This is a genomic window from uncultured Polaribacter sp. (assembly GCF_947503855.1).
Lineage (GTDB): Bacteria > Bacteroidota > Bacteroidia > Flavobacteriales > Flavobacteriaceae > Polaribacter.
On record NZ_CANNFF010000001.1, the window covers coordinates 1 to 21,270 of the forward strand.

Annotated in this window: 20 protein-coding genes; 3 read left to right on the plus strand and 17 right to left on the minus strand. The window is 32.1% G+C overall.

The annotated features are described in order from the left end of the window. Positions 1-374, plus strand: a 374-nt coding sequence (locus tag Q0662_RS00005) for an integrase core domain-containing protein (RefSeq protein WP_298945770.1), incomplete at its 5' end; no start/stop codon positions are given. Between the two features lie 119 nt (positions 375-493). Here Q0662_RS00005 and Q0662_RS00010 read toward each other — a convergent pair. After that, complete coding sequence (locus Q0662_RS00010) at positions 494-1,231, minus strand: LytTR family DNA-binding domain-containing protein (protein ID WP_298945772.1); 738 nt, start codon at positions 1,229-1,231, stop codon at positions 494-496. A gap of 568 nt (positions 1,232-1,799) precedes the next feature. Between Q0662_RS00010 and Q0662_RS00015 the strand changes: the two genes are divergently transcribed. Then, positions 1,800-3,083 (plus strand): HAMP domain-containing sensor histidine kinase, encoded by a 1,284-nt coding sequence (locus Q0662_RS00015; RefSeq protein ID WP_298945774.1) that lies wholly within the window; start codon positions 1,800-1,802, stop codon positions 3,081-3,083. Positions 3,084-3,246: 163 nt separating this feature from the next. Here Q0662_RS00015 and Q0662_RS00020 read toward each other — a convergent pair whose 3' ends face one another. From Q0662_RS00020 to pdxA, 14 genes are all read right to left on the minus strand, one after another. After that, entirely contained in the window at positions 3,247-4,614 is a 1,368-nt protein-coding gene (locus Q0662_RS00020; protein ID WP_298945776.1) for a peroxiredoxin, read from the minus strand. A 401-nt stretch (positions 4,615-5,015) separates the two neighbouring features. Next, a complete protein-coding gene (locus Q0662_RS00025; RefSeq protein ID WP_298945780.1) occupies positions 5,016-6,083 on the minus strand; it encodes an FISUMP domain-containing protein in 1,068 nt (355 codons plus the stop codon). Positions 6,084-6,137: 54 nt separating this feature from the next. Continuing rightward, positions 6,138-7,427, minus strand: coding sequence for an FISUMP domain-containing protein (locus tag Q0662_RS00030; protein WP_298945782.1), 1,290 nt, complete (start codon positions 7,425-7,427; stop codon positions 6,138-6,140). A 359-nt stretch (positions 7,428-7,786) separates the two neighbouring features. Further along, a complete protein-coding gene (locus Q0662_RS00035; RefSeq protein ID WP_298945783.1) occupies positions 7,787-8,947 on the minus strand; it encodes an FISUMP domain-containing protein in 1,161 nt (386 codons plus the stop codon). A 222-nt stretch (positions 8,948-9,169) separates the two neighbouring features. Beyond that, positions 9,170-9,352, minus strand: coding sequence for a hypothetical protein (locus tag Q0662_RS00040; protein ID WP_298945785.1), 183 nt, complete (start codon positions 9,350-9,352; stop codon positions 9,170-9,172). 29 nt (positions 9,353-9,381) lie between these two features. Beyond that, entirely contained in the window at positions 9,382-10,995 is a 1,614-nt protein-coding gene (locus Q0662_RS00045; RefSeq protein ID WP_298945787.1) for a T9SS type A sorting domain-containing protein, read from the minus strand. A gap of 427 nt (positions 10,996-11,422) precedes the next feature. After that, positions 11,423-12,118: a LytTR family DNA-binding domain-containing protein gene (locus Q0662_RS00050; RefSeq protein WP_298945789.1), complete on the minus strand. Its 696-nt coding sequence runs from the start codon at positions 12,116-12,118 to the stop codon at positions 11,423-11,425. 15 nt (positions 12,119-12,133) lie between these two features. Further along, on the minus strand, positions 12,134-12,454 hold the full coding sequence (locus Q0662_RS00055) for an Hpt domain-containing protein (RefSeq protein WP_298945790.1): 321 nt from the start codon (positions 12,452-12,454) through the stop codon (positions 12,134-12,136). 179 nt (positions 12,455-12,633) lie between these two features. Continuing rightward, positions 12,634-13,971 carry an acetyl-CoA carboxylase biotin carboxylase subunit gene (gene accC, locus Q0662_RS00060; RefSeq protein ID WP_298945792.1) on the minus strand — a complete coding sequence of 446 codons (1,338 nt, stop codon included), beginning with the start codon at positions 13,969-13,971 and terminating at the stop codon, positions 12,634-12,636. 81 nt (positions 13,972-14,052) lie between these two features. Next, positions 14,053-14,535, minus strand: a complete 483-nt coding sequence (accB, locus tag Q0662_RS00065; protein ID WP_298945793.1) for an acetyl-CoA carboxylase biotin carboxyl carrier protein — start codon at positions 14,533-14,535, stop codon at positions 14,053-14,055. Between the two features lie 28 nt (positions 14,536-14,563). After that, the gene (locus Q0662_RS00070) at positions 14,564-15,559 is read right to left on the minus strand and encodes a beta-ketoacyl-ACP synthase III (protein WP_298945795.1); all 996 of its coding nucleotides are present in this window, start codon (positions 15,557-15,559) and stop codon (positions 14,564-14,566) included. 151 nt (positions 15,560-15,710) lie between these two features. Beyond that, entirely contained in the window at positions 15,711-15,905 is a 195-nt protein-coding gene (rpmF, locus tag Q0662_RS00075; protein WP_298945797.1) for a 50S ribosomal protein L32, read from the minus strand. Position 15,906: 1 nt separating this feature from the next. Next, the gene (locus tag Q0662_RS00080; protein WP_298945798.1) at positions 15,907-16,443 is read right to left on the minus strand and encodes a DUF177 domain-containing protein; all 537 of its coding nucleotides are present in this window, start codon (positions 16,441-16,443) and stop codon (positions 15,907-15,909) included. Between the two features lie 84 nt (positions 16,444-16,527). Beyond that, complete coding sequence (pdxA, locus tag Q0662_RS00085; protein ID WP_298945800.1) at positions 16,528-17,565, minus strand: 4-hydroxythreonine-4-phosphate dehydrogenase PdxA; 1,038 nt, start codon at positions 17,563-17,565, stop codon at positions 16,528-16,530. 56 nt (positions 17,566-17,621) lie between these two features. Here pdxA and Q0662_RS00090 point away from each other — a divergent pair, with 56 nt between their 5' ends. Next, positions 17,622-18,209, plus strand: coding sequence for a riboflavin synthase (locus Q0662_RS00090; RefSeq protein WP_298945802.1), 588 nt, complete (start codon positions 17,622-17,624; stop codon positions 18,207-18,209). 223 nt (positions 18,210-18,432) lie between these two features. Here the strand turns inward: Q0662_RS00090 and Q0662_RS00095 are convergent, their stop codons facing one another. Together Q0662_RS00095 and Q0662_RS00100 are read right to left on the minus strand one after the other, a co-directional pair. Then, positions 18,433-18,585, minus strand: coding sequence for a hypothetical protein (locus tag Q0662_RS00095; RefSeq protein WP_298945804.1), 153 nt, complete (start codon positions 18,583-18,585; stop codon positions 18,433-18,435). A gap of 636 nt (positions 18,586-19,221) precedes the next feature. Beyond that, positions 19,222-20,619, minus strand: coding sequence for a hypothetical protein (locus tag Q0662_RS00100; protein ID WP_298945806.1), 1,398 nt, complete (start codon positions 20,617-20,619; stop codon positions 19,222-19,224). Positions 20,620-21,270: the final 651 nt, after the last annotated feature.

Here is a 21,270-nt window from a genome sequence, read left to right on the forward strand (position 1 = left end):
AAAATAGAAAATACCCTAATAAAAAACTCATTCATCATTCTGACAGGGGATTCCAATACTGCAATCCTAAGTACACTAAATTCGCTGAAAAAAATGGAATTATGATGAGTATGACTGAACAATATGACCCGTATGAAAATGCTATTGCTGAAAGAATTAATAGAACCCTAAAATATGAATATGGACTTTTAGAATCTATTAAAAATACAGAGATAGCTCATAAAATAACTAAACAAGCAGTATATATTTATAATAATTTAAGAACCCATTTTAGCCTTGATTTAAGAAAACCTGCTGAAGTACATCTCAATCCCAATATAAAATACAAATCGTATAGAAAAAATAATGTAAGTTTGACTGAACTCGAAATTTAAACAATAAGCAGTTCAAGCTATTTTTTGCCTTCTAAACGGCTTAAAAATATCGTTTGAATGTATTAATTAAACCTAAAAAAAGGTCAACCTATATCAGTATAATAGAATATTTTAAAACCTTATTTAAGGTTTAAATGTCTTATAAGCTTTTCTTGACGCCTTTTAGCAATTGGTAAAGAAAGATTGTTTTCAAACTCACAATAATTCCCTGAAGTTTTATTAATATTTTTTATTTTTTTTAGGTTAATAATATACTTATGATGTATTCTAAAAAAGTTTTTATTATTTGAGAGTAAGGCTTCATACTCTTTTAAATTTCTACAGGAAACTCTTTTTTCATTATTTGAGAGGTGAAAATTGGTATATCTACCATCTGCTTCACAATAAACTAAATCTGATAATTTTAATAATTCAATTTTTTTTGTACTTGCAATAGCTAAAAAATCTAATTTTACAGAAGGTTTTTCTATTATGTTAGAGTTCTTTAAAATTCTTGAAACAGCTCTGTTTGAAGCTGCAATTAAATCATTTATTTCAATTGGTTTTTTTACAAAATCTACAGCCTGATACTTGATTGCTTTTAGAGCAAATTTTTCATGTGAACTTACAAATACTATTTGACTGGAGAGATTATCTAAATGATCAATTAAATAAAATGCATTTGAATTGTCTAACTCTATGTCTAGAAAAAGTATTTCTGGTTGAAGATCATTATATAAACTTATAGCTTTATCTATAGATGTTGCAGCCCCGATTACTTCTATATTATGACAATATCTTTGCAAATATATTTTTAGAATATTTAAATTATCTAAATCATCATCAACTACTATTGCTGTAAATTTTTTTATCATCATTATAAAGTTAATTTAATACATCTATTTTCTTAAGAAATACACTAATTCAGTTTGATTTTTTTTATGAATTGTAATAAAAACGTTATAACACAACCTTAAGAGAAACTTATTTAAAAGTATCGTCTTAGAATAACATTATTATTTTCAAACTCAATTTTAAAAATTGAATATGAATTAATGCTTAACTATAAAATGGGGGAAGGATCAGTGTAGGTTTACAAAAAAATACTACATTTATAAAGACGAAAGTAGAAAAATTAAATTATAATACACTTATTATTTTTCATTTTTTTTTGTAACAAACATCAAATTATTGTAATAAACGGTAAATATATAAGTTAATCGGTTTTTTTATTTTGATGCTAAAGGTGTTTACACCATGCCTTTTAAAATACTTATTTTTTTTACTTCAGAATTATAAGTAACTTTACTTTATAAGCTAATCTGTACTTTTTTTTGAAGATTAATTTTGGTCACATAAATGAACCCAAAACGCTCTGTACTTTAAAAGTATTGGGCAATATATATCTTTTTTGATATTAATCTAACAAACATTACTGCTAATAAAATGAAAAACTCAAATATTAAATTTTGTAGAGTAAATTGGTTAATTATTACTCTTTTACTTTTTAACAATCTACTTAGTTTTAATTTATTTTCACAAAAAGAATATGTTGCTTTAAATCGCTTAAAAATCGATATAACCAAAAAACTGCCAAAAAACAATTACATAAATAAACATAACAACTTATCAGAAAACTATTGGTGTCTCAATTTAGATACGTCAAAAGTTTATACAGAAAGCGCATTGCAAGGTACAAAAGACAATAATTATCCTTCAGGTAAAGCCAAAGTTCTAAAAAATATTGGTGTTGTATCTCATCATTCTATTGACAAAAAATACGAAGACACTATTTTTATGGAAAACAACGCACGTGCAGAAATAAAAATTAAATATGAATCTGAACAAAAAGATAAAGAAACTATTAAAACAAATGAGTTAATTATACAAAAACAAAAAAACACCAGAAATATATTAATAGCAACTACTGTTATTTTTGCACTTATTGCTCTTTTTCTGTTTTATAAATACAATTCGAAACGTCAATTAGCTCGAATGTTAACAATTAAGAATAAAGCAATTACTAAACAAAAAAGAAATCTTGATATTGCCAACCAAACAAAAAACAAACTTTTTAGTGTAATCTCTCATGAACTTATTAATCCTTTTAATGCTATTATTGGTTATACCAATTTATTAGCAAGTGATTATGATCATTTTAGTGAAACACAAAGACAAGAAATTATTGCTACTATAAACAAATCGTCTACAGTAACGTATCATCTTGTAAAAAATTTATTAGATTGGGCTAGAACCCAACAAAATAGCATAACTGTAGATAAAAAAAACTATAATGTTAAAGATTTAGTAGAGCATGCAATAGCCCCTTTCATGTTCTATGCAAAAAATAAAGAAAATACAATTAATTTTAATTTAGAAGTAACAGAAATTGAAACTGATAGTACACTTTTAAAAACCATTATTGCTAACCTTTTTATGAACGCTGTAAAATTTTCTTATGCGACTAAGCAAATTATAATAAGTTCTTTTATAGACGAAAATAAAAGGAACGTTATATCAATAAAAGATTTTGGTGTAGGAATGTCTGAAGAACTTATACAAAATTTATCTAATAAAAATGTACTTACACAATCTGTTAGAGGAACAGATAAAGAAAAAGGTACTGGCTTAGGCTTAATGGTTTGTTACGAATTTATTGAGCTATTGAATGGTAAACTAGAAATAAATAGCGCTGTTGGAATTGGCACAACCATTAACCTGGTTTTTTAAAAGATAATTTTGATAAAGCCTTAACTCTGCTCTAAAGCGAGCTTATTAGCCTAGTTTATTAATGATGACTCCAAAAACTTTATAATATCTTATTTTTAAGATTGTTTCTAAGATATATGTTGCCTTTTTTATGTGCTACTTTTAAAAAGAATTGTAAATTTTATCAATTTTTTGTGTTTTGTGATGTTGCAACCAACTTACTCATAATCCAAACATTGGCATGCTCTACAGAATTTGGACGTAGCAAAATAGTATTGTTAGCATCTAATAAATAATAAGTAGGTGTGCCTGTAATGTAATACTCTTTTGCAGCTTGGGTATCCCAACCTTTAAAATCGCAATGAGTTTGTTGCCAGGGCATATTTTTATAGGTTGTAGTAAATGCAGCTGATTCTTTATCTAAACTTATATATACTATTTCTACATTTTTAGCTTTCCACTTTTTATAGTTTTCTATCAATTTAGGAATCTCTTTTGTACAATGTGGACACCAACTAGCTCCAAAAACCACTAATTTATGGGTTTTTAGATCGCTTAATTTTTTATTGTTTGCAAATACAATTTCTGGGGCCTTATTGCCTAGTTTCATTTTTCTATAGCTTTCTAGTTTTGCAGCTACATCCTCTTTTAAAGAACATTGGCTACGCTCTAATAAATTTATAGAAAAGTATTCAGAAGCTCTAATTAAACTACGTTTTTCAAAATAAGTATATAAATGATCTGCAACCTTATTTAATAAACTATCATTTTCTTGTAAATTGTCTATTAAATATTTAGAACTTAAATTCATTTGCACATTACTACTATCTAAAGATTGCCCCATGTTTTCTAACAACAAATAATGCCCTTCTATCAATTCTTTAAACAAACCACTGGTTTTAAAATTAGGGTGGTTAAAATTGGTATTTCTAAAAAAAGAAATAGCATTGGGTATTTGGGCAGTTTTTTTTCTAACAATAACTGGCATTTCTTGTACCATTTTACGGTAAGGTATAAACCAACGTGTATAACTTTGTTTGGGTAAACTAGCTATAAATTGGGTATCTTCTTGTTGCAAACGTGTTTGCTCTTTTTCTAGTTGCTTTAATAGCTTTTTTTGTTTAGCAAACAAAGGTTGGTTTTTATACAATGGCTGCAAAAAAGCAAGCGCAGATAAGGCATTGCCTCGCAAACTTTGGTCTTTAGCATATTGTATAAAGTTGCTGTTCTCTGTACTATTTGTAAATTGCAAACTATCTCTTTCATTTAAATGAGTGCCTTTTAAATGTAATGTTGGTTCTGCTAAAACAAACACCAAGCTACTATTATCTTGGGTATTTAATACAGCCATACCCTTATATTTTTTTGGATAGTTTAGCGTAAAATTCCCAGATGCATCTATAGTATCTTTTGCCAGTTGTGTAGGTTGGTAATAGTTAAAACCTGTTAAGGTTATTATTTGCCCTTTGTGTTGTTTTAGTGTGCCTTTTAGAGTTTGTGCTGTTGTTAATACACTATACATGAGTGTAATAAGCATCCCTACTTTTCTCATTTTTATGATTGTTTTTTTTGTTTCTCTCTACTATTTTTTTATAATTATATGGTTTTAGATTCCTGCTTTGCAGGATTGACTTTTAAATTGTTTTTTTAATTTTTATATCATTACTTTTTCTGGTTTATCATTAAAGAGATTGCTTTGTACCTCGCAATAACTTTTTATTAGTATTTATAAGTGATATCTATCAGTAAATATCTGTATATTTCTATACAATCATTAGAAACAACCTATCACTAAATTTAGTGCTAAACCCTACATTAGAATTCTTAAGCTAACTATGAATACCTGTAAAAGATCTTATAGATAAAACGCTTTTAGAATTTGCTATGGTATTAGCGGTATTTATATAAAAAAAACTGCCATCCTTTAAGATGGCAGATAAAATACTATAATGTCTAATCTTTAATACAACGCACTGAAATACCAGATGCAAGACTGAGATCATACATACCTGAAGTAGAAACACCAAAGGATAGGCGAGTTACGTTAGTACCGCTCACCGTACTTGACCAATAGTTAGCGGCACTTCCAACAGCAACAAGTGAACCTAAACGGTTGCGCATACCAGCCAAAGGAAGTTTTAAAGCACTTGCAAATGCGCTAGCTGCATGGTTACCCCCCCAAGCTGTAAGCTCATTCTCTAACTCTGTTGCTGTAGGTAAACGGTAACCACTTGGGCAGGGGTTGTTGGTACCACTAACACCTTGCCACAAACTATTGTCTTGTATTGTTAACCAATTGTATGGCTCTGCTGAGGGTATTATAAAACTACCATGCCCTGGGGTACTTGTTGTAGCCAATGTACTTGTTGTTGTAGTGTTTGTTCTAAATTGGTGCCCATCTGCAGCTCTACCCCATTGGTACAAGTCTCCATAAGCGGCTGCATCTGTACTGCTTATTGCTACTTGCATTGCCCCTAAATTACGGTCATGCCAAGTTTTACCTGTGTCAGAAGAAACCACATCTTGTGGTGCTACAACATCTACCATGGCTTGTACTTCTGCCTGTGTGGCAGGTGATGAAAAAGAACCTGGGTTGGCATCTATATAATCTTGGTAAGCTGTTTGGTTAGCTGCTTCTACCCCTGTTATTGCAGGTAAAATATTGCTTAAATCTGCTGCAGTTACAACCGCGTTTTCTGTATCTGGGCTATCTGCCTGACTCCCTATCTGGGACAAAACACTAGTACTTGCTGCTACGGCTGCTGCAGACGGTGCAAAACCACAATCTGACCAACCACCATTTTGGTAACCTTTAAAACAGTTGGTAGATAAATCGTACACAAGCATACCATTTACGGGTGTTGCTACGGCTGCTGTATTTGCCACACGTGGCAATATAAGTGCACTGTTGGTAGATACGACATCTAAAGCACCTTCTGGGGTGGTTGTACCTATACCCACTTGGGCTACTGTTGTAAAACTTGTCGCAATAAGTGCAATGCTTAATAAAACTTTTTTCATACTTATATCGTTTTAAATTCCTGCCTTCGCAGGATTGACTTTTAAATTGTTGTTTTAATTTTTAATACAACGCACTGACATACCAAATCCACGGTTGCTAGTTCCAACAGAAGCAGAAATGTTACTGAAACCTAGCGATCTTGAATAATCTCCGCTCACCGTACTTGACCAATAGTTGCCCGCTCCACCCGGAGGGTTAATCGAACCATTACCATAGCTACGAGAGCCAGTTGCAGTAAGTTTTAAAACACTTTTATATGCACCATCGAGATTCAAAGACCCGAAAGATGAAACCTCATTACTAAACTCTGTTGCTGTAGGTAAACGGTAACCCGTTGGGCAAGGGTTGTTGGTACCACTAACACCTTGCCATAAATCAACTTCTTGGGTTGCTAACCAATCACCAGTCCCGCTCGTAATAAAATCACCATGTCCTGGGGTACTTGTTGTAGCCAATGTACTTGTTGTTGTAGTGTTTGTTCTAAGTTGGTGCCCATCTGCAGCTCTACCCCATTGGTACATGTCTCCGTAAGCAGCTGCATCATTACTGCTTTCAGCTACTTGTGTAGCTCCTAAGTTTCTGTCCATCCAAATTTTACCTGTGGTAGAAACCACATCTTGAGGCCCTATAGCATCTACCATGGCTTGTACTTCTGCCTGGGTGGCAGGTGATGAAAAAGCATCTGGATTACCATCTATATAATTTTGATAAGACGCTTCATGAGCTGATTCTATACCCGTTAACGCTGGTAAAATATAACCTAACTGTGCTACAGTTACTACAGAATTTACGGAATCTGGGTTGTCTGCCTCATTTCCTATCTGCGTCAAAACAGCATCACTTGCTACTGCATTTACTGCATCTACCATGGCTTGTACTTCGGCCTGTGTGGCAGGTGATGAAAAAGCATCTGGGTTGGCATCTATATAATCTTGGTAAGCTGTTTGGTTAGCTGCTATTACCCCTGTTATTGCAGGTAAAATATTGCTTAAATCTGCTGCAGTTATAACCGCGTTTTCTGTATCTGGGCTATCTGCCTGACTCCCTATCTGGGACAAAACACTAGTACTTGCTGCTACGGCTGCTGCAGATGGTGCAAAACCACAATCTGACCACCCACCATTTTGGTAGCCTTTAAAACAATTGGTAGATAAATCGTACACAACCATACCATTTACGGGTGTTGCTACGGCTGCTGTATTTGCCACACGTGGCAATATAAGTGCACTGTTGGTAGACACGACATCTAATGCCCCTTCTGGGGTGGTTGTACCTATACCTATTTGGGCAAAGGTTGTAAAACTTGCCGCAATAAGTGCAACGCTTAATAAAACTTTTTTCATAATTATATGGTTTTAGATTCCTGCCTTTGCAGGAATGAGATTTAAATTGTTTTTTTAATTTTTATATCATTACTGTTTTGGTTTATCATTAAAGAGATTGCTTTGTACCTCGCAATAACTTTTTATTCGTATTTATAAATGATATCTATCAGTAAATATCTATGAATTTCTATACAAATATTAGAAACCACCTATCACCAAATTTAGTGCTAAACCCTAAATTTTAATTCTTAAGTTCTCTGTTAACACCTGTAAAAGATGTTAAAGCAAAAACGCTTTTAAAATTTGCTATGGTATTAGCGGTATTTATATTAATAAAACTGCCATCCTTTAAGATGGCAGATAAAGTACTATAATGTCTAATCTTTAATACAACGCACTGACAAACCAAATCCACGGTTGCTAGTTCCAACAGAAGCAGAATTGTTATTGAAACCTAGCGATCTTGAGTAATCTCCGCTCACCGTACTTGACCAATAGTTACCCACTTCACCCGGAGGGTTAATCGTACCACTACCATAGCTACGAGAGCCAGTTGCAGGAAGTTTTAAAACACTCGCATATGCGCCAGCCAGATTCAAAGACCCGAAAGATGAAACCTCATTATTAAACTCTGTTGCTGTAGGTAAACGGTAACCACTTGGGCAGGGGTTGTTGGTACCACTAACACCTTGCCATAAAGTATCGTCTTGGTCTTCTAACCAATCAGTAGGTAATGTTACGCTAGTTATAAAATCACCATGTCCTGGGGTACTTGTTGTAGCCAATGTACTTGTTGTTGTAGTGTTTGTTCTAAGTTGGTGCCCATCTGCAGCTCTACCCCATTGGTACATGTCTCCGTAAGCAGCTGCATCTGCACTGCTTGTTGCTACTTGTGTAGCTCCTAAGTTTCTGTCCATCCAAATTTTACCTGTGGTAGAAACCACATCTTGAGGCGCTATAGCATCTACCATGGCTTGTACTTCTGCCTGGGTGGCAGGTGATGAAAAAGCATCTGGATTACCATCTATATAATTTTGATAAGATGCTTCATGCGCTGATTCTATAGCCGTTAACGCTGGTAAAATATAACCTAACTGTGCTACAGTTACTACAGAATTTACGGAATCTGGGTTGTCTGCCTCATTTCCTATCTGCGTCAAAACAGCATCACTTGCTACTGCATTTACTGCATCTACCATGGCTTGTACTTCGGCCTGTGTGGCAGGTGATGAAAAAGCACCTGGGTTGGCATCTATATAATCTTGGTAAGCTGTTTGGTTAGCTGCTATTACCCCTGTTATTGCAGGTAAAATATTGCTTAAATCTGCTGCAGTTACAACCGCGTTTTCTGTATCTGGGCTATCTGCCTGACTCCCTATTTGAGACAAAACACTAGTACTTGCTGCTACGGCTGCTGCAGATGGAGCAAAACCACAATCTGACCAACCACCATTTTGGTAGCCTTTAAAACAATTGGTAGATAAATCATACACAAGCATACCATTTACGGGTGTTGCTACGGCTGCTGTATTTGCCACACGTGGCAATATAAGTGCACTGTTGCTAGATACGACATCTAAAGCCCCTTCTGGGGTGGTTGTACCTATACCTATTTAGGCAAAACTTGTAAAACATGCTGCAATAAGTGCAACGCTTACTACTATTTTTTTCATAATTATATGGTTTTAAATTCCTGCCTTTGCAGGATTGACTTTTAAATTGTTGTTTTAATTTTTAATTTTTATATGATTATTGTTTGGTTAAGAACCAAAACCTGTACCAGGGTTATCTGCAGGGCTAGAAGCTTGCGCCTTTTGGGGGTTTAAAATCATATAGGTACCCAAGGCTGTTAAAGCTGCATATTTACCATAGCTACCTAGTTTTAGTAAGGCCTCTTTTCGAGTTATATCTTCTTGTGCAGTTGTTTTCTTTGTTGTTTTCATATTGTTTGATAAATATTTAGTATGAATTACTATTCGATTACTATCTTTTTAGATTGTTTAGAATTATTGGTATTTAATTGTATTACATATACCCCTGTACTTAAATTGGTAGGTAAGGCTATATCATAAACTGTTTGCATAGAAAATGTATGAGAAAGTACCTCTTTACCAGTAATGGAATAGATTTTTGCAGTGGCAGTGCCTTTTTGCTGTAAACCGGTAATTCTTACATTCGCATTACTTGTTTTATAGATACTTAACGTATTTGCCATATTTGGCTCCTCTACACTTAATACATTACTTGTTGTGTGTATATAAAAACGACCTATACCGTTTAAAGCGGTGTTTATATTAACTTGATGAGCCGTGGTTGTAATATCTGTAATGGTGTTTTCTATTTTATCTTCTAAGTAAATTTTTATATTTTCTGGCAAACCAGCCGCCTCTGAAGAAAATGTAAGTGTTTCTTTGGCAGCTGCCACTACAGAAAGAGGCACTATAGAAGTTTCGTAGTTGGTGTTGGGTAAACATTGTAATGTAAAATTAACCCCTTTACTGTCTGAAACTAAATGTGTATCAAGCGCAAAAGTTGGCGCTACATCTACATACGCACCAGCATCCCAACCAATATCTAAACCTGTAGTAGTTTTACTAAAATACTTTAGGGTGGTATGTGCTGTCTTTTTATCACTAGACATACGTACTACTAAAGTTGGCGTTACCGCTGTTTTATAAAACGTAGCAGGTGTACTTACCTGTGGTACTTGCAGGTTTTCTGGAAATGTAAAAGTTATATTATTACCCTTAGGATCTACCATAAAACCTTGCCCTGGCGCTAAGTAAGTTAAAGGGCTTGCATTGTTTATAATTTGATAACTTGTACCGTTCCAAACTTGTAAATACGCATTATTTGGATCTAAATTATCTATGTTAAGATCTAAAATACTGGTGGTTTGATTATCAGGGTCGTTAGCAGGTAAAAATGATGGATATGGATTTCCAACTACACTCCATAAATGGTTTGTAGATACCTCTGGCGTAATAGCATTAGCAGGTATTGTAATTGTAACATCTCCTGTGGGCATTGTTCCTTGAAATGAATAGGTACCTACAGAAGATCTTTTCATAGAATATCCTTTTCCGTTTTCAAAATTAACTGATGCAGGATTACTTCCTCCAGGTATTGTGTAATACTCCCAACGAGTACCTGCATTATTTGCATTCTCATATATAGATACCCCATAATTATCTCCTGTTTCGCCAGTACCACTTCTAGTTACATCATTAACAACAGCTACACCATCAACGGTATAGGTACTAGAACCTACATCTTTACTAGCTGCAAAATCTGCGATACTTTGACCAATGACTGGCGCAGATACAAAATGCCAATTTGTACTATTTATATGACGCACATAACTAATATCTCCAGTAGCAGTACCGTTTACAATAACGGAGCCACTATCTGTAGCATCTGATTGCACCGTAAGTGCGCCTTGGGCATCAACCCCCAAATCTTCTTCTACATGCATAAAGCTTTTAGGAGAAATATAAACAGAGCCCCCAGAGGCTACATTTAATGATTGTGACCATGAAACATAGCTCATAAACACAGTAAAGATTGAAAATATAATTTTCTTCATAATTTATTTGATTTAATTGTTTTTAAATAATTAGATTGATTTTTTAACTAAATAGCTGATATACTGCAATTTTCTTACTTTTAACTACTATCTAATAAAGTAAATCAATAAGTGGTCTAATAGCGGTATAAGTGGTAACTTATCTTAATTAGAAGTTGAGGCAGCGTACGAAAAAAGGTTTTGGCTATGTCTGGAAAAAGAATTTAACAATGAAAAAACTAATCCAAAAAAAGTCAAAAAATTAATTTTGACTTTTTCGTACAATCAATAAGTCCCCCAACTTACGATCGATTTCTTTATAATATTTATGTGATTAATTTAATATTCGTTTTATTGGTAAAAGTATGATTAAATAGCTTAGCGTTTTATAAATTTCGATAAAAATAGTAAAAAACAAGATAAAAGATACTTTTTACACGATAAGTTACTATAATAAGTTTAATCTATTGATTAATTCTGATTTATAAGTTTTACTTACAGGAATAACATACTTTCTAATTAAAACACTATTATCTTCTATATCTATAATTTCTGAAGTGTTGATAATAAAGGATCTGTGAATTCTTAAAAATAAACTTTCTGGTAATTTATCTTTAATTTTTTTGAGTGTAGCATATACGGTATAATTTTTTTCATCGGTTTTAATATTAATGTAATCTCCTTTTGCTTCAATCAGTAAAATATCTGAAATCAAAATTTTAGTAAGCCTTTTTTCTACATTTATAAAAATAAAATTTTCTTTCTGTAGATGGCTTTTATTTTTTGAAATTTTAACCGTATTTGCATTTATTTTTTCTAGAAATTTTTTAAATCTATCTTGAGTTATTGGTTTTACTAAATAATCGATAACACTTTTATATTCAAAAGCCTCTAATGCATAGTTTTTATCTGAGGTAGTAATAATTATTTTTGGTGAATTATTAATGGTTTTAATAAAATCGAAACCAGAAAATGTAGGCAAATGAATATCTAAAAAAACTAACGCTACTTTTTTGGTATTTAAATATTTAATAGCCTCTATTGCAGAAGAAAACTCTTTCTTAACAGTTAATGAATATTTTTTACATAGCTGCTTTATGATTAATCTTGAAGATTCATCATCATCAATAATAATACAAGTCATAATATTTGGTAGGGGCTATATAGAGGATAAATATACATTAATTTTATCTAAAACCACAAGTAAAGTTTCATATCGTTCTGTATGGCCTTTTTTTATATCTTGTTCAAAATCAGAGGCTATCTCAAAAGCTAGTGGGATGCCTAGTATACTTATTTTATGTTTTAATTTATGCAAATTTAAAGCTACTTTAAGGTAATTTTGTTGCTTAAAATTATTTTTTAAAATTTCATATTCTTTAGGAAACTCTGTTTTTAAAGATAATAGTAAGTTATTTTCAAAATTTTTATCTCCTTCAGAAATATCTTTAATATAATTTAAATTTGGTTTTTCTAACATATTAAAGTTTTATTTGTCGCTTCATTTGTTGTTCTAAAGATATAACTATTTCTGTTCTAAGTCCATTAGGTAAGGGTTGCATATTACTACTAAAGAATTTATTTTAACCAGGTATCTACAATTTTAAATAAAAAAAAGAGAATACAAAATGTATTCTCTTTTTTTATCTTTCTAAAAATTTACTCCATTGTAAATTCTTCCATAAATTTTGTTGTGTAGTTTCCAGCAACATAATCTGGATGATCCATTAATTGTCTGTGAAAAGGAATCGTTGTTTTTACACCTTCAATTACAAATTCATCTAAAGCTCTTTTCATTTTATTAATTGCTTCTTCTCTTGTTTGCGCTGTTACAATTAATTTTGCAATCATAGAATCGTAGTTTGGTGGTATCATATAACCTGCATAAACATGAGTATCCATTCTTACTCCATGACCACCAGGAGTGTGTAAAGTGGTAATTTTACCAGGTGCAGGTCTAAAACCATTATATGGGTCTTCTGCATTAATTCTACATTCTATAGAGTGCAATTGTGGATAGTAGTTTTTACCAGAAATTGGTACACCAGCAGCCACCAAAATTTGTTCTCTAATTAAATCGTAGTTTACAACTTCTTCTGTAATTGGGTGCTCTACTTGAATACGTGTATTCATCTCCATAAAATAGAAGTTTCTGTGTTTATCTACCAAAAACTCTACAGTACCTGCTCCTTCGTATTTTATATATTCTGCTGCTTTTACAGCGGCATTACCCATCTCTTCTCTCAATGTATCTGTCATAAAGGGAGAGGGAGTTTCTTCTGTTAATTTTTGGTGACGTCTTTGAACAGAACAATCTCTTTCTGATAAGTGGCATGCTTTTCCGAAAGAATCTCCAATAATTTGAATTTCTATATGCCTTGGCTCTTCTATGAGCTTTTCCATATACATATCATCATTTCCAAAAGCTGCTTTAGATTCTTGTCTTGCAGAGTCCCAAGCTTCTTTTAAATCTTCTGGTTTCCAAACAGCACGCATCCCTTTACCACCACCACCTGCAGATGCTTTTAACATAACAGGATAGCCCGTTTCTAAAGCTAACTTTTCGCATTCTTCAAAGTTTTCTATAACCCCCTCACTACCGGGCACACAAGGTACACCCGCTGCTTTCATGGTAGCTTTCGCATTTGCTTTGTCTCCCATTTGGTCTATCATTTCTCCGGTAGCACCAATAAATTTTATGTGATGTTCTTCGCAAAGTCTAGAAAATTTTGCGTTTTCAGATAAAAAACCATACCCTGGATGAATGGCATCTGCATTTGTTATTTCTGCAGCTGCAATAATATTTGACATTTTTAAATAAGACTCAGCACTTGGAGCAGGACCTATACAAACTGCTTCATCTGCAAATCTTACATGTAGGCTTTCTTCGTCTGCAGTAGAGTATACCGCAACCGTTTTTATACCCATTTCTTTACAGGTTCTAATAACACGTAGTGCTATTTCCCCTCTATTGGCAATTAATATTTTTTTAAACATAATTTAAGAGTTTTAAATGATGAGTTATGAGTTGTGAGTTAGAAAATCTAAAATCTGAACTCTAAAAACCGATACTCTTTATTATGATGGATCTACTAAAAATAATGGCTGATCAAATTCTACTGGAGAAGAATCGTCTACTAAAACTTTAACAATTTTACCTGAAACCTCAGATTCTATCTCGTTAAATAATTTCATAGCTTCTATCACACACACTGTATCTCCAACCCCAATTTCTGCACCAACTTCTACAAAGTTTGGTTTGTCTGGAGATGGTTTTCTGTAGAAAGTACCAATAATTGGAGATTTAATTGTAATTAAATTAGAATTGTCTTCTGTTTCTTTAGCTGGTGCTACAGGTGCTTCTGCAACTGGCTGTTGGGGTGCTAAAGGTGCTGCCATTTGTGGTGCTCCTTGCATTGGTGCGGCTTGCACAATAGTAGTTTCTGTTTTTTCAGATCCTGTTCTAATAGTAATTTTTACATCTTCCATTTCTAGTTTTACCTCGCTTGCGCCAGATTTTGCTACAAATTTTATAAGATTTTGAATTTCTTTAATATCCATTTTTCCTATTGTTTAGTTGTTTGTTTTTTTATGAATTGTACGCCCATTTAAGATATGCAGCTCCCCAAGTGAAACCACCACCAAATGCGGCAAAAATTAAATTATCTCCTTTTTTTAATTCTTTTTCATAGTCTGCTAATAATAACGGTAAAGTTGCAGAGGTTGTGTTACCATATCTATGAATGTTCATCATTACTTTTTCTGCAGCAACACCAACTCTATTAGCGGTTGCTTCTATAATTCTTTTATTTGCTTGATGTGCAACTAACCATTGTATATCGCTTTCTGACAAATTGTTTCTAGTAAGCATTTTTTCTGCTACATCTGCCATATTAGAAACCGCATATTTAAATACGGTTTTACCTTCTTGATACACAAAGTGTTTTTTTTGTTGAACGGTTTCTAAAGTTGTTGGCATCATAGATCCTCCTGCTTCTATTCTTAGAAAATCTCTACCTACGCCATCGCTTCTTAGGTACTCATCTTGTAAGCCTAAGTTTTCTAAATTTGGTTCAAATAAAGCTGCACCTGCGCCATCACCAAAAATAATACAGGTGGCTCTGTCTGAATAATCTATAATAGAAGACATTTTATCTGCACCAATTAGCAGTACTTTTTTGTATCTACCAGAAGCTATATAACTTGCTGCTGTAGACATGCCGTATAAAAAACTAGAACATGCTGCTTGCAAATCGTAACCAAATGCGTTGGTAGCACCAATTTCTGAAGCAACATAGGCTGCTGTAGAGGCTACTTGTAAATCTGGTGTTGCTGTAGCTACAATAACCAGATCTATTTCTTTAGGATCTAGATGAGCTTTTTTTATCAAATCTTCTGAGGCTTTTATGGCCATATATGAAGTACCTAATCCTTCTCCTTTTAAGATTCTTCTTTCTTTGATTCCTGTTCTAGTAGTTATCCACTCATCGTTTGTATCTACATAGGTTTCTAACTCTTTATTTGTTAGTATATAGTCAGGAACATATTTTCCTACTGCTGAAATTGCTGCAGTGATTTTTGTCATAATAGTTATTTGTTTTCCAAATGTTAAGGAAGTTCAAAGAAATGAAATTTATTTTACTTTTTGAATTAAAATTTATCAAAAACGGTAAAATTTGGCATAAAAACACAAAAAACCCTCAAAAATGAGGGTTTTTTTAAAAATTTGAAAATTTTTAAGCTTCTGCAGAAACAGCTTCTAATACTACTTGACCTCTGTAGTATAATTTACCTTCGTGCCAGTGAGCTCTATGGTATAAGTGTGCTTCACCCGTTGTTGGGTCTGTTGCAATTTGTTGCGCAGATGCCTTATAATGTGTTCTCCTTTTATCTCTTCTTGTTTTAGATATTTTTCTTTTAGGATGTGCCATTTTATGTCTTTTTTTCTGTTATTAAATTCTTTAATTTATCCCACCTTGGGTCTGTAATTTCTACAGTTTTTTCTTTTTTTATTTCTAGTTCTTTTAACTTTTCTAGGGCTTCAGACTTCATTGTGCCGTCTACTACTTTTGGATGCACTCTTTTGTTAGGAACCGCCAACACAATCATTTCATAAATAAATTGTGCTATATTAAATTGATACGCTTCATGTGGAAGTATTAAAATTTCCTCATTATCATCATTATATTCTGGCCCAAACTTAACAACTAATGGTAATTGAGCTGTTATTTCTTGGTTGTATAACTCGTTTGTAACATCGCAAGGTATTTCTACGGTACCTTTTGTATTAAAAACAAGCTCAAATAATGTGCTTTTTTTAATAAATTCTAAAGTTACCTGAATATCAGTACTTTTAAATTCATCAAAATTAAAAAACGTAAAGAACGTATTACTAATTGCATATTCAAATAAATGCTTTCCTTCTTTTAATCCTACAAACGGTATGTTGAATTCTTTCAAGTCTTTCATTATCAAACATCAATTGAGCGTGCAAAGATATAAAAAAATGTTTTTATACACTGTTTTCTTTAAAAAAAAGAAAATATTTTATTTTTACTTTACTAACAGTGGGTTTTTAGTAAGTTCTTTATATTCTTTTCTTGTTTTAAAAATTTTAATTGCGGTAAATAAAGCTTCTTTAAAAGAAGATGGATTTGCTTGGTTTTTACCTGCAATATCATACCCTGTTCCATGGTCTGGGGATGTTCTAATTTTATGTAAACCTGCCGTAAAATTTACACCATTGCCAAATGACAATGCTTTAAAAGGGGCTAAACCTTGATCATGATAGGTTGCTAAAACACCATCAAACTGTTTGTAGGTTTCTGAACCAAAGAAACCATCTGCTGCATAGGGCCCAAAAACAAGCTTTCCTGTTTCTTTTATTTGTTGTATTGTAGGTCTTATAATATCATCATCTTCTTTACCTATTACACCATTATCACCACAATGTGGATTTAAACCTAAAACTGCAATTCTGGGTTTATTGATACCAAAATCTTCTATTAAAGAAGTATACATGGTTTCTACTTTTTCTGTAATTAACTCTGGAGTTAAAGTTGCTGCAATTTTTGCAATTGGTATGTGTCCTGTAATTAAACCTATACGCAACTGGTCTGTCATTAAAATCATTAAACTTTTACCTTCTAAACCAGCTTCTAAATATTCTGTATGCCCGGGAAAATTAAAATTTTCTGACTGTATATTTTCTTTGTTTATTGGTGCTGTTAGCAAAACATCTATAGTACCTTCTTTTAAGTGACTTAAAGCGCTTTCTAAAGATTTTGCCGCGTACTTACCAGATGTCTCTGTAGGTTTTCCCAGCTCTATAGAGACCTCTTCTTTCCATATATTTAAGATGTTAATTTTGTTGTGGTTTATTTGGTTTACAGAGGTAATACCATGCACAGGAACTTCTGTTTTTAGTGCTTTTTTATGGTAAGAAACTACTTTTGTTGCCCCAAATAATACTGGTGTACAAAAATCTAACATTCTCTTATCTAAAAATGTTTTTAAAATAACCTCTACACCTATTCCATTTAAATCTCCAATAGAAATCCCTACAATTATTTTATCTGTTTTGTCTGCCATAACTCTTATAATATGCTTAAATTTGCAATACTACAAAAGTAACTAAATTTATAGAAATGTTTACGGGAATTATAGAAACACTTGGTATTGTAACAAAAGTTGTTAAAGAACTAGATAATTTACACATCACCATTAAAAGTAGCATTACTAACGAGCTAAAAGTAGACCAAAGTGTAGCGCATAATGGTGTTTGCTTAACTGTAGTAGCTATAAATAATGATGAGTATACCGTTACTGCTATTAAAGAAACTTTAGACAAAACAAATATTGGTAATCTTAAAGTTTCTTCTATAGTAAATTTAGAACGTGCTATGAAACTTGGTGATAGATTAGATGGCCATATTGTACAGGGTCATGTAGATGAAACGGGTACTTGCACCCATATTAAAAATGAAAATGGAAGTACTGTTTTTACATTTAACTATCATTCTGCAAACAATAACATAACAATAGAAAAAGGCTCTATAACTGTAAATGGTGTTAGTTTAACCGTTGTAAACTCTAAAGAAAACTCTTTTAGTGTAGCAATTATACCTTACACATTAGAAAATACATGTTTTAAAACATTATCTGAAAATGATGTTGTAAACTTAGAGTTTGATGTAATTGGAAAATATGTAAGTAGACTTACCATAAGGGATTAAAAATTACTACTTAATTTTTTGAATACCATAAATAATCCTAATGCCAACTAAAACAACAAGCCTACATTATAAGCAAATCTCGTGGTGGCACAATTTGCCCACTATTGGCCTAAACAAGAAATAACACCAAAAAAAGTGTTATAAATATCTTGTTGTTGATTTTAAACTTCCTAGATTAAAATTTTGGTGCACTTATTTGATCACAAAAATCATCTATTATATTTTATGTAAAGCAAAAACGTGGAATATCTAGTTTTGTTGGTATGGTTTCTGATTGAATTTGTGACACTTGGTTTGGGTTTAGATCTGTTTGACCAAGACCAATATCATCCAATGTGATTACTCTTTGATTATGTAAATCGAAAATTCTTGACATAGAAGCTTTACTAACTTTCTGTCAAATATCGTTGCAATCATCATTACATATAGTTTTTTACAAAAAAAATCTCTATAAAATATCAAACTGTAAAGGCTAATTAGTTGACTTTTCATTAATCAAACTCAGGTTTTAATTTTTTTCACCTTCTTTTTTTTTTACCTTTTATGAATTCTAATGGACGGCTAATAATTAAAAATATAATTACAGTAGAATCTTTTACTTTTTTGAATAAAAACAACTTTATAACTACTATTTAAACATTTATTTAATTTTACTAATTGAAAAAAAATCTGTTTATAACAATAAAACAGGAATTATATATAGTAAAAATGAAACACAAGAGGCATATATCTTACTTTGTCAAATAAGGTAGAAAAACCTATTAAAATCTTATTCTAAAATTACTTTCTCTTTAATTCTATTATTTTAGTTCGAATACTATTCTAATACGTGTTTAATTATCACTCTTCTTTCATCCACAAAGGTGTAACTATAAACCATATAATTGTACCAATTAACATAGAGATATTAACTTTAGTTGCATCTAATATTCCTAAGAATAAAAATATACTAGCTAACAGTATTAAAACACCTATTGATAAAGTACTTATTAATTTTAGCATTTTCATATTTTTAAGATTTTTGAAATTTCATAATAATAACGTACAATAAGCTTGAAGCAATCCAACAAGGTATAACTGCGTATGCAGCAAATAACTGTTGCTCTCCAAAAATAAAATACAACCCTAAAGCTACAGGAATAACCCAAGCTAATAAAACAGCCATATTAAAACTTGATCCTTTTTCATCTGCGTAGTTTTGTGTAAAATTCATCTTCTTTGCAAGATAATGGTTCACGAAAATCACACCACCCATAGGTCCCAAGATTGTTCCGTATAAACCTACAAAATCAAGAAGTTTTGCTGAAAGAGCAGGGAATATCCCTGCTGCTGTTGCTACTAAACCAGCTAAAATTACTCCTGAATAAGATTTTGCTTTTAAAGGAAATAAGCTTTGAAAAGCTAAACCTGCTCTGTAAATAGTTGGATTAGCGGTAGTCCAACCTGCAACAATAACACAAATAATCCCAGTCCATCCAACAGCACTCCAAGCTAAAGCACCTGGATTTGCTGAAATATCTCCTGTTAGTTTTATTTGAGCAGCCAACATAAAAGAAGCACAGATCCAAGCCATATAATGACCTAAAAACATTCCTATTGAAGGCCCCCAACCAGCACGTGAATCTTTTGCAAAACGCATGATAGATAAATCTGCCATTCCAAAATGCATTGCTGCATTACACAACCAAGAAAAAATTACAATTTTCCAAAAACCAAAATCTACTTTCCCGCTAACAGATTGTACCACATTTACACCATTATCCCATTCTGTTAATAAGCTACCCCATGAAGTAACCTCCATTTGAGTTAATGCAGATATACCACAAGCTGCAAAGACAACAATCATCCAAGGTGCAGCAATATTAGCAAATTTAGAAACTGTATTGTACCCGGCTGCAGCTACAATTGTCATTACAACACCTACAATAATTACAATCATTGAAAAAGAAGGTGTGCTTAATCCGAAGATACCTTTTGGTACAGTAAAATTAATATCAAAAGGAATACCTACTGCACTTGCTGAAACCGTAATCATAGCACCAGCTAAAAAGCAAAAAAGCACCCCGTTAACCACATTATACACTTTTACTAAGTGTTTTCCTGCAATTTTTTCTAATTGATAGTATAATGTTAGTTTTTTAGATACAGCTATGGGTGCTACAATAAACCTCCAAGTAAGAATCGCTAAAACGTTACCAATAAATAATCCTATTAATAAATCTTTTAAACTTGCACCTGCAGCCAAAAACAAGGGTCCAATCATAAATTCGGTGCCTGCTGCATGTTCACCTGCATACATACCTAAAAAAGATTTCCATCCTTTAAGTTTCGAACTTGGAACAGGAGTTCTTTCAAATTCTCCTCCATCATTTCTTTCTAGAGTTAATTCCCCTTCATGATTTTCAGACATAATTAATTAGTTTATTTATTTATTAAAGATTGTTATTGCTTGTTTAGTCTAACTTGTTAAAGTTTTTGACACATGTCAAATAAACGAAAATATAATATCAACAAAGATTATGTGTCCTGCACTGTATGGTTTTATATATCACTAAAATATTAAAATAATTTCTGATTACGATTGTATTTACTTGTAAATATGAAAGATAAAAGAAATATTTCTATTTTAATATCTCTTTAAAACAATACAGTTTTAGTTACCAATACATTATCCTAATAGAGAAATAAAATTAATTATTCTTTTAAGTTAATATGTTTCTTTATAAAAACTCCGTTAAAAAATTGATCGAAGTTTTTTTATTTGATGCTATGTCACGTCCTAAAATAGTATTTTGCGTAAATTATTTAGTATGTAAGTACTCTTCCGTACCATGTTGACCATTTGTACCAACTACACCAATTATTTCTAACCTATATAAAAAACTTGAATAGCTTTAAAATACCCTCTATTTTCATACGTTACAACAAAATACTAACCACTATTAGTAGCTTTCAAAAAGTAATAACTACAGCATTTTAAAAGATTACAAAAGTATCTAGAAATTATTTATGCTAATCTAAATTAGATTTAGCCATAAACCCTTTAATTGTATCAGAGGTT

Excerpts from the sequence above, each read along its gene's own strand:
- Q0662_RS00040 (WP_298945785.1), bottom strand. The coding sequence starts at position 9,352 with ATGAAAACAACAAAGAAAACAACTGCACAAGAAGATATAACTCGAAAA.
- Q0662_RS00025 (WP_298945780.1), bottom strand. The coding sequence starts at position 6,083 with ATGAAAAAAGTTTTATTAAGCATTGCACTTATTGCGACAAGTTTTACA.
- rpmF (WP_298945797.1), bottom strand. The coding sequence starts at position 15,905 with ATGGCACATCCTAAAAGAAAAATATCTAAAACAAGAAGAGATAAAAGG.
- Q0662_RS00095 (WP_298945804.1), bottom strand. The coding sequence starts at position 18,585 with ATGTCAAGAATTTTCGATTTACATAATCAAAGAGTAATCACATTGGAT.
- Q0662_RS00010 (WP_298945772.1), bottom strand. The coding sequence starts at position 1,231 with ATGATGATAAAAAAATTTACAGCAATAGTAGTTGATGATGATTTAGAT.
- Q0662_RS00015 (WP_298945774.1), top strand. The coding sequence starts at position 1,800 with ATGAAAAACTCAAATATTAAATTTTGTAGAGTAAATTGGTTAATTATT.
- Q0662_RS00080 (WP_298945798.1), bottom strand. The coding sequence starts at position 16,443 with ATGAAAGACTTGAAAGAATTCAACATACCGTTTGTAGGATTAAAAGAA.
- Q0662_RS00055 (WP_298945790.1), bottom strand. The coding sequence starts at position 12,454 with ATGTTAGAAAAACCAAATTTAAATTATATTAAAGATATTTCTGAAGGA.
- Q0662_RS00070 (WP_298945795.1), bottom strand. The coding sequence starts at position 15,559 with ATGACAAAAATCACTGCAGCAATTTCAGCAGTAGGAAAATATGTTCCT.
- Q0662_RS00100 (WP_298945806.1), bottom strand. The coding sequence starts at position 20,619 with ATGTCTGAAAATCATGAAGGGGAATTAACTCTAGAAAGAAATGATGGA.
- pdxA (WP_298945800.1), bottom strand. The coding sequence starts at position 17,565 with ATGGCAGACAAAACAGATAAAATAATTGTAGGGATTTCTATTGGAGAT.
- Q0662_RS00045 (WP_298945787.1), bottom strand. The coding sequence starts at position 10,995 with ATGAAGAAAATTATATTTTCAATCTTTACTGTGTTTATGAGCTATGTT.
- Q0662_RS00020 (WP_298945776.1), bottom strand. The coding sequence starts at position 4,614 with ATGAGAAAAGTAGGGATGCTTATTACACTCATGTATAGTGTATTAACA.
- Q0662_RS00030 (WP_298945782.1), bottom strand. The coding sequence starts at position 7,427 with ATGAAAAAAGTTTTATTAAGCGTTGCACTTATTGCGGCAAGTTTTACA.
- Q0662_RS00090 (WP_298945802.1), top strand. The coding sequence starts at position 17,622 with ATGTTTACGGGAATTATAGAAACACTTGGTATTGTAACAAAAGTTGTT.
- accB (WP_298945793.1), bottom strand. The coding sequence starts at position 14,535 with ATGGATATTAAAGAAATTCAAAATCTTATAAAATTTGTAGCAAAATCT.
- Q0662_RS00050 (WP_298945789.1), bottom strand. The coding sequence starts at position 12,118 with ATGACTTGTATTATTATTGATGATGATGAATCTTCAAGATTAATCATA.
- accC (WP_298945792.1), bottom strand. The coding sequence starts at position 13,971 with ATGTTTAAAAAAATATTAATTGCCAATAGAGGGGAAATAGCACTACGT.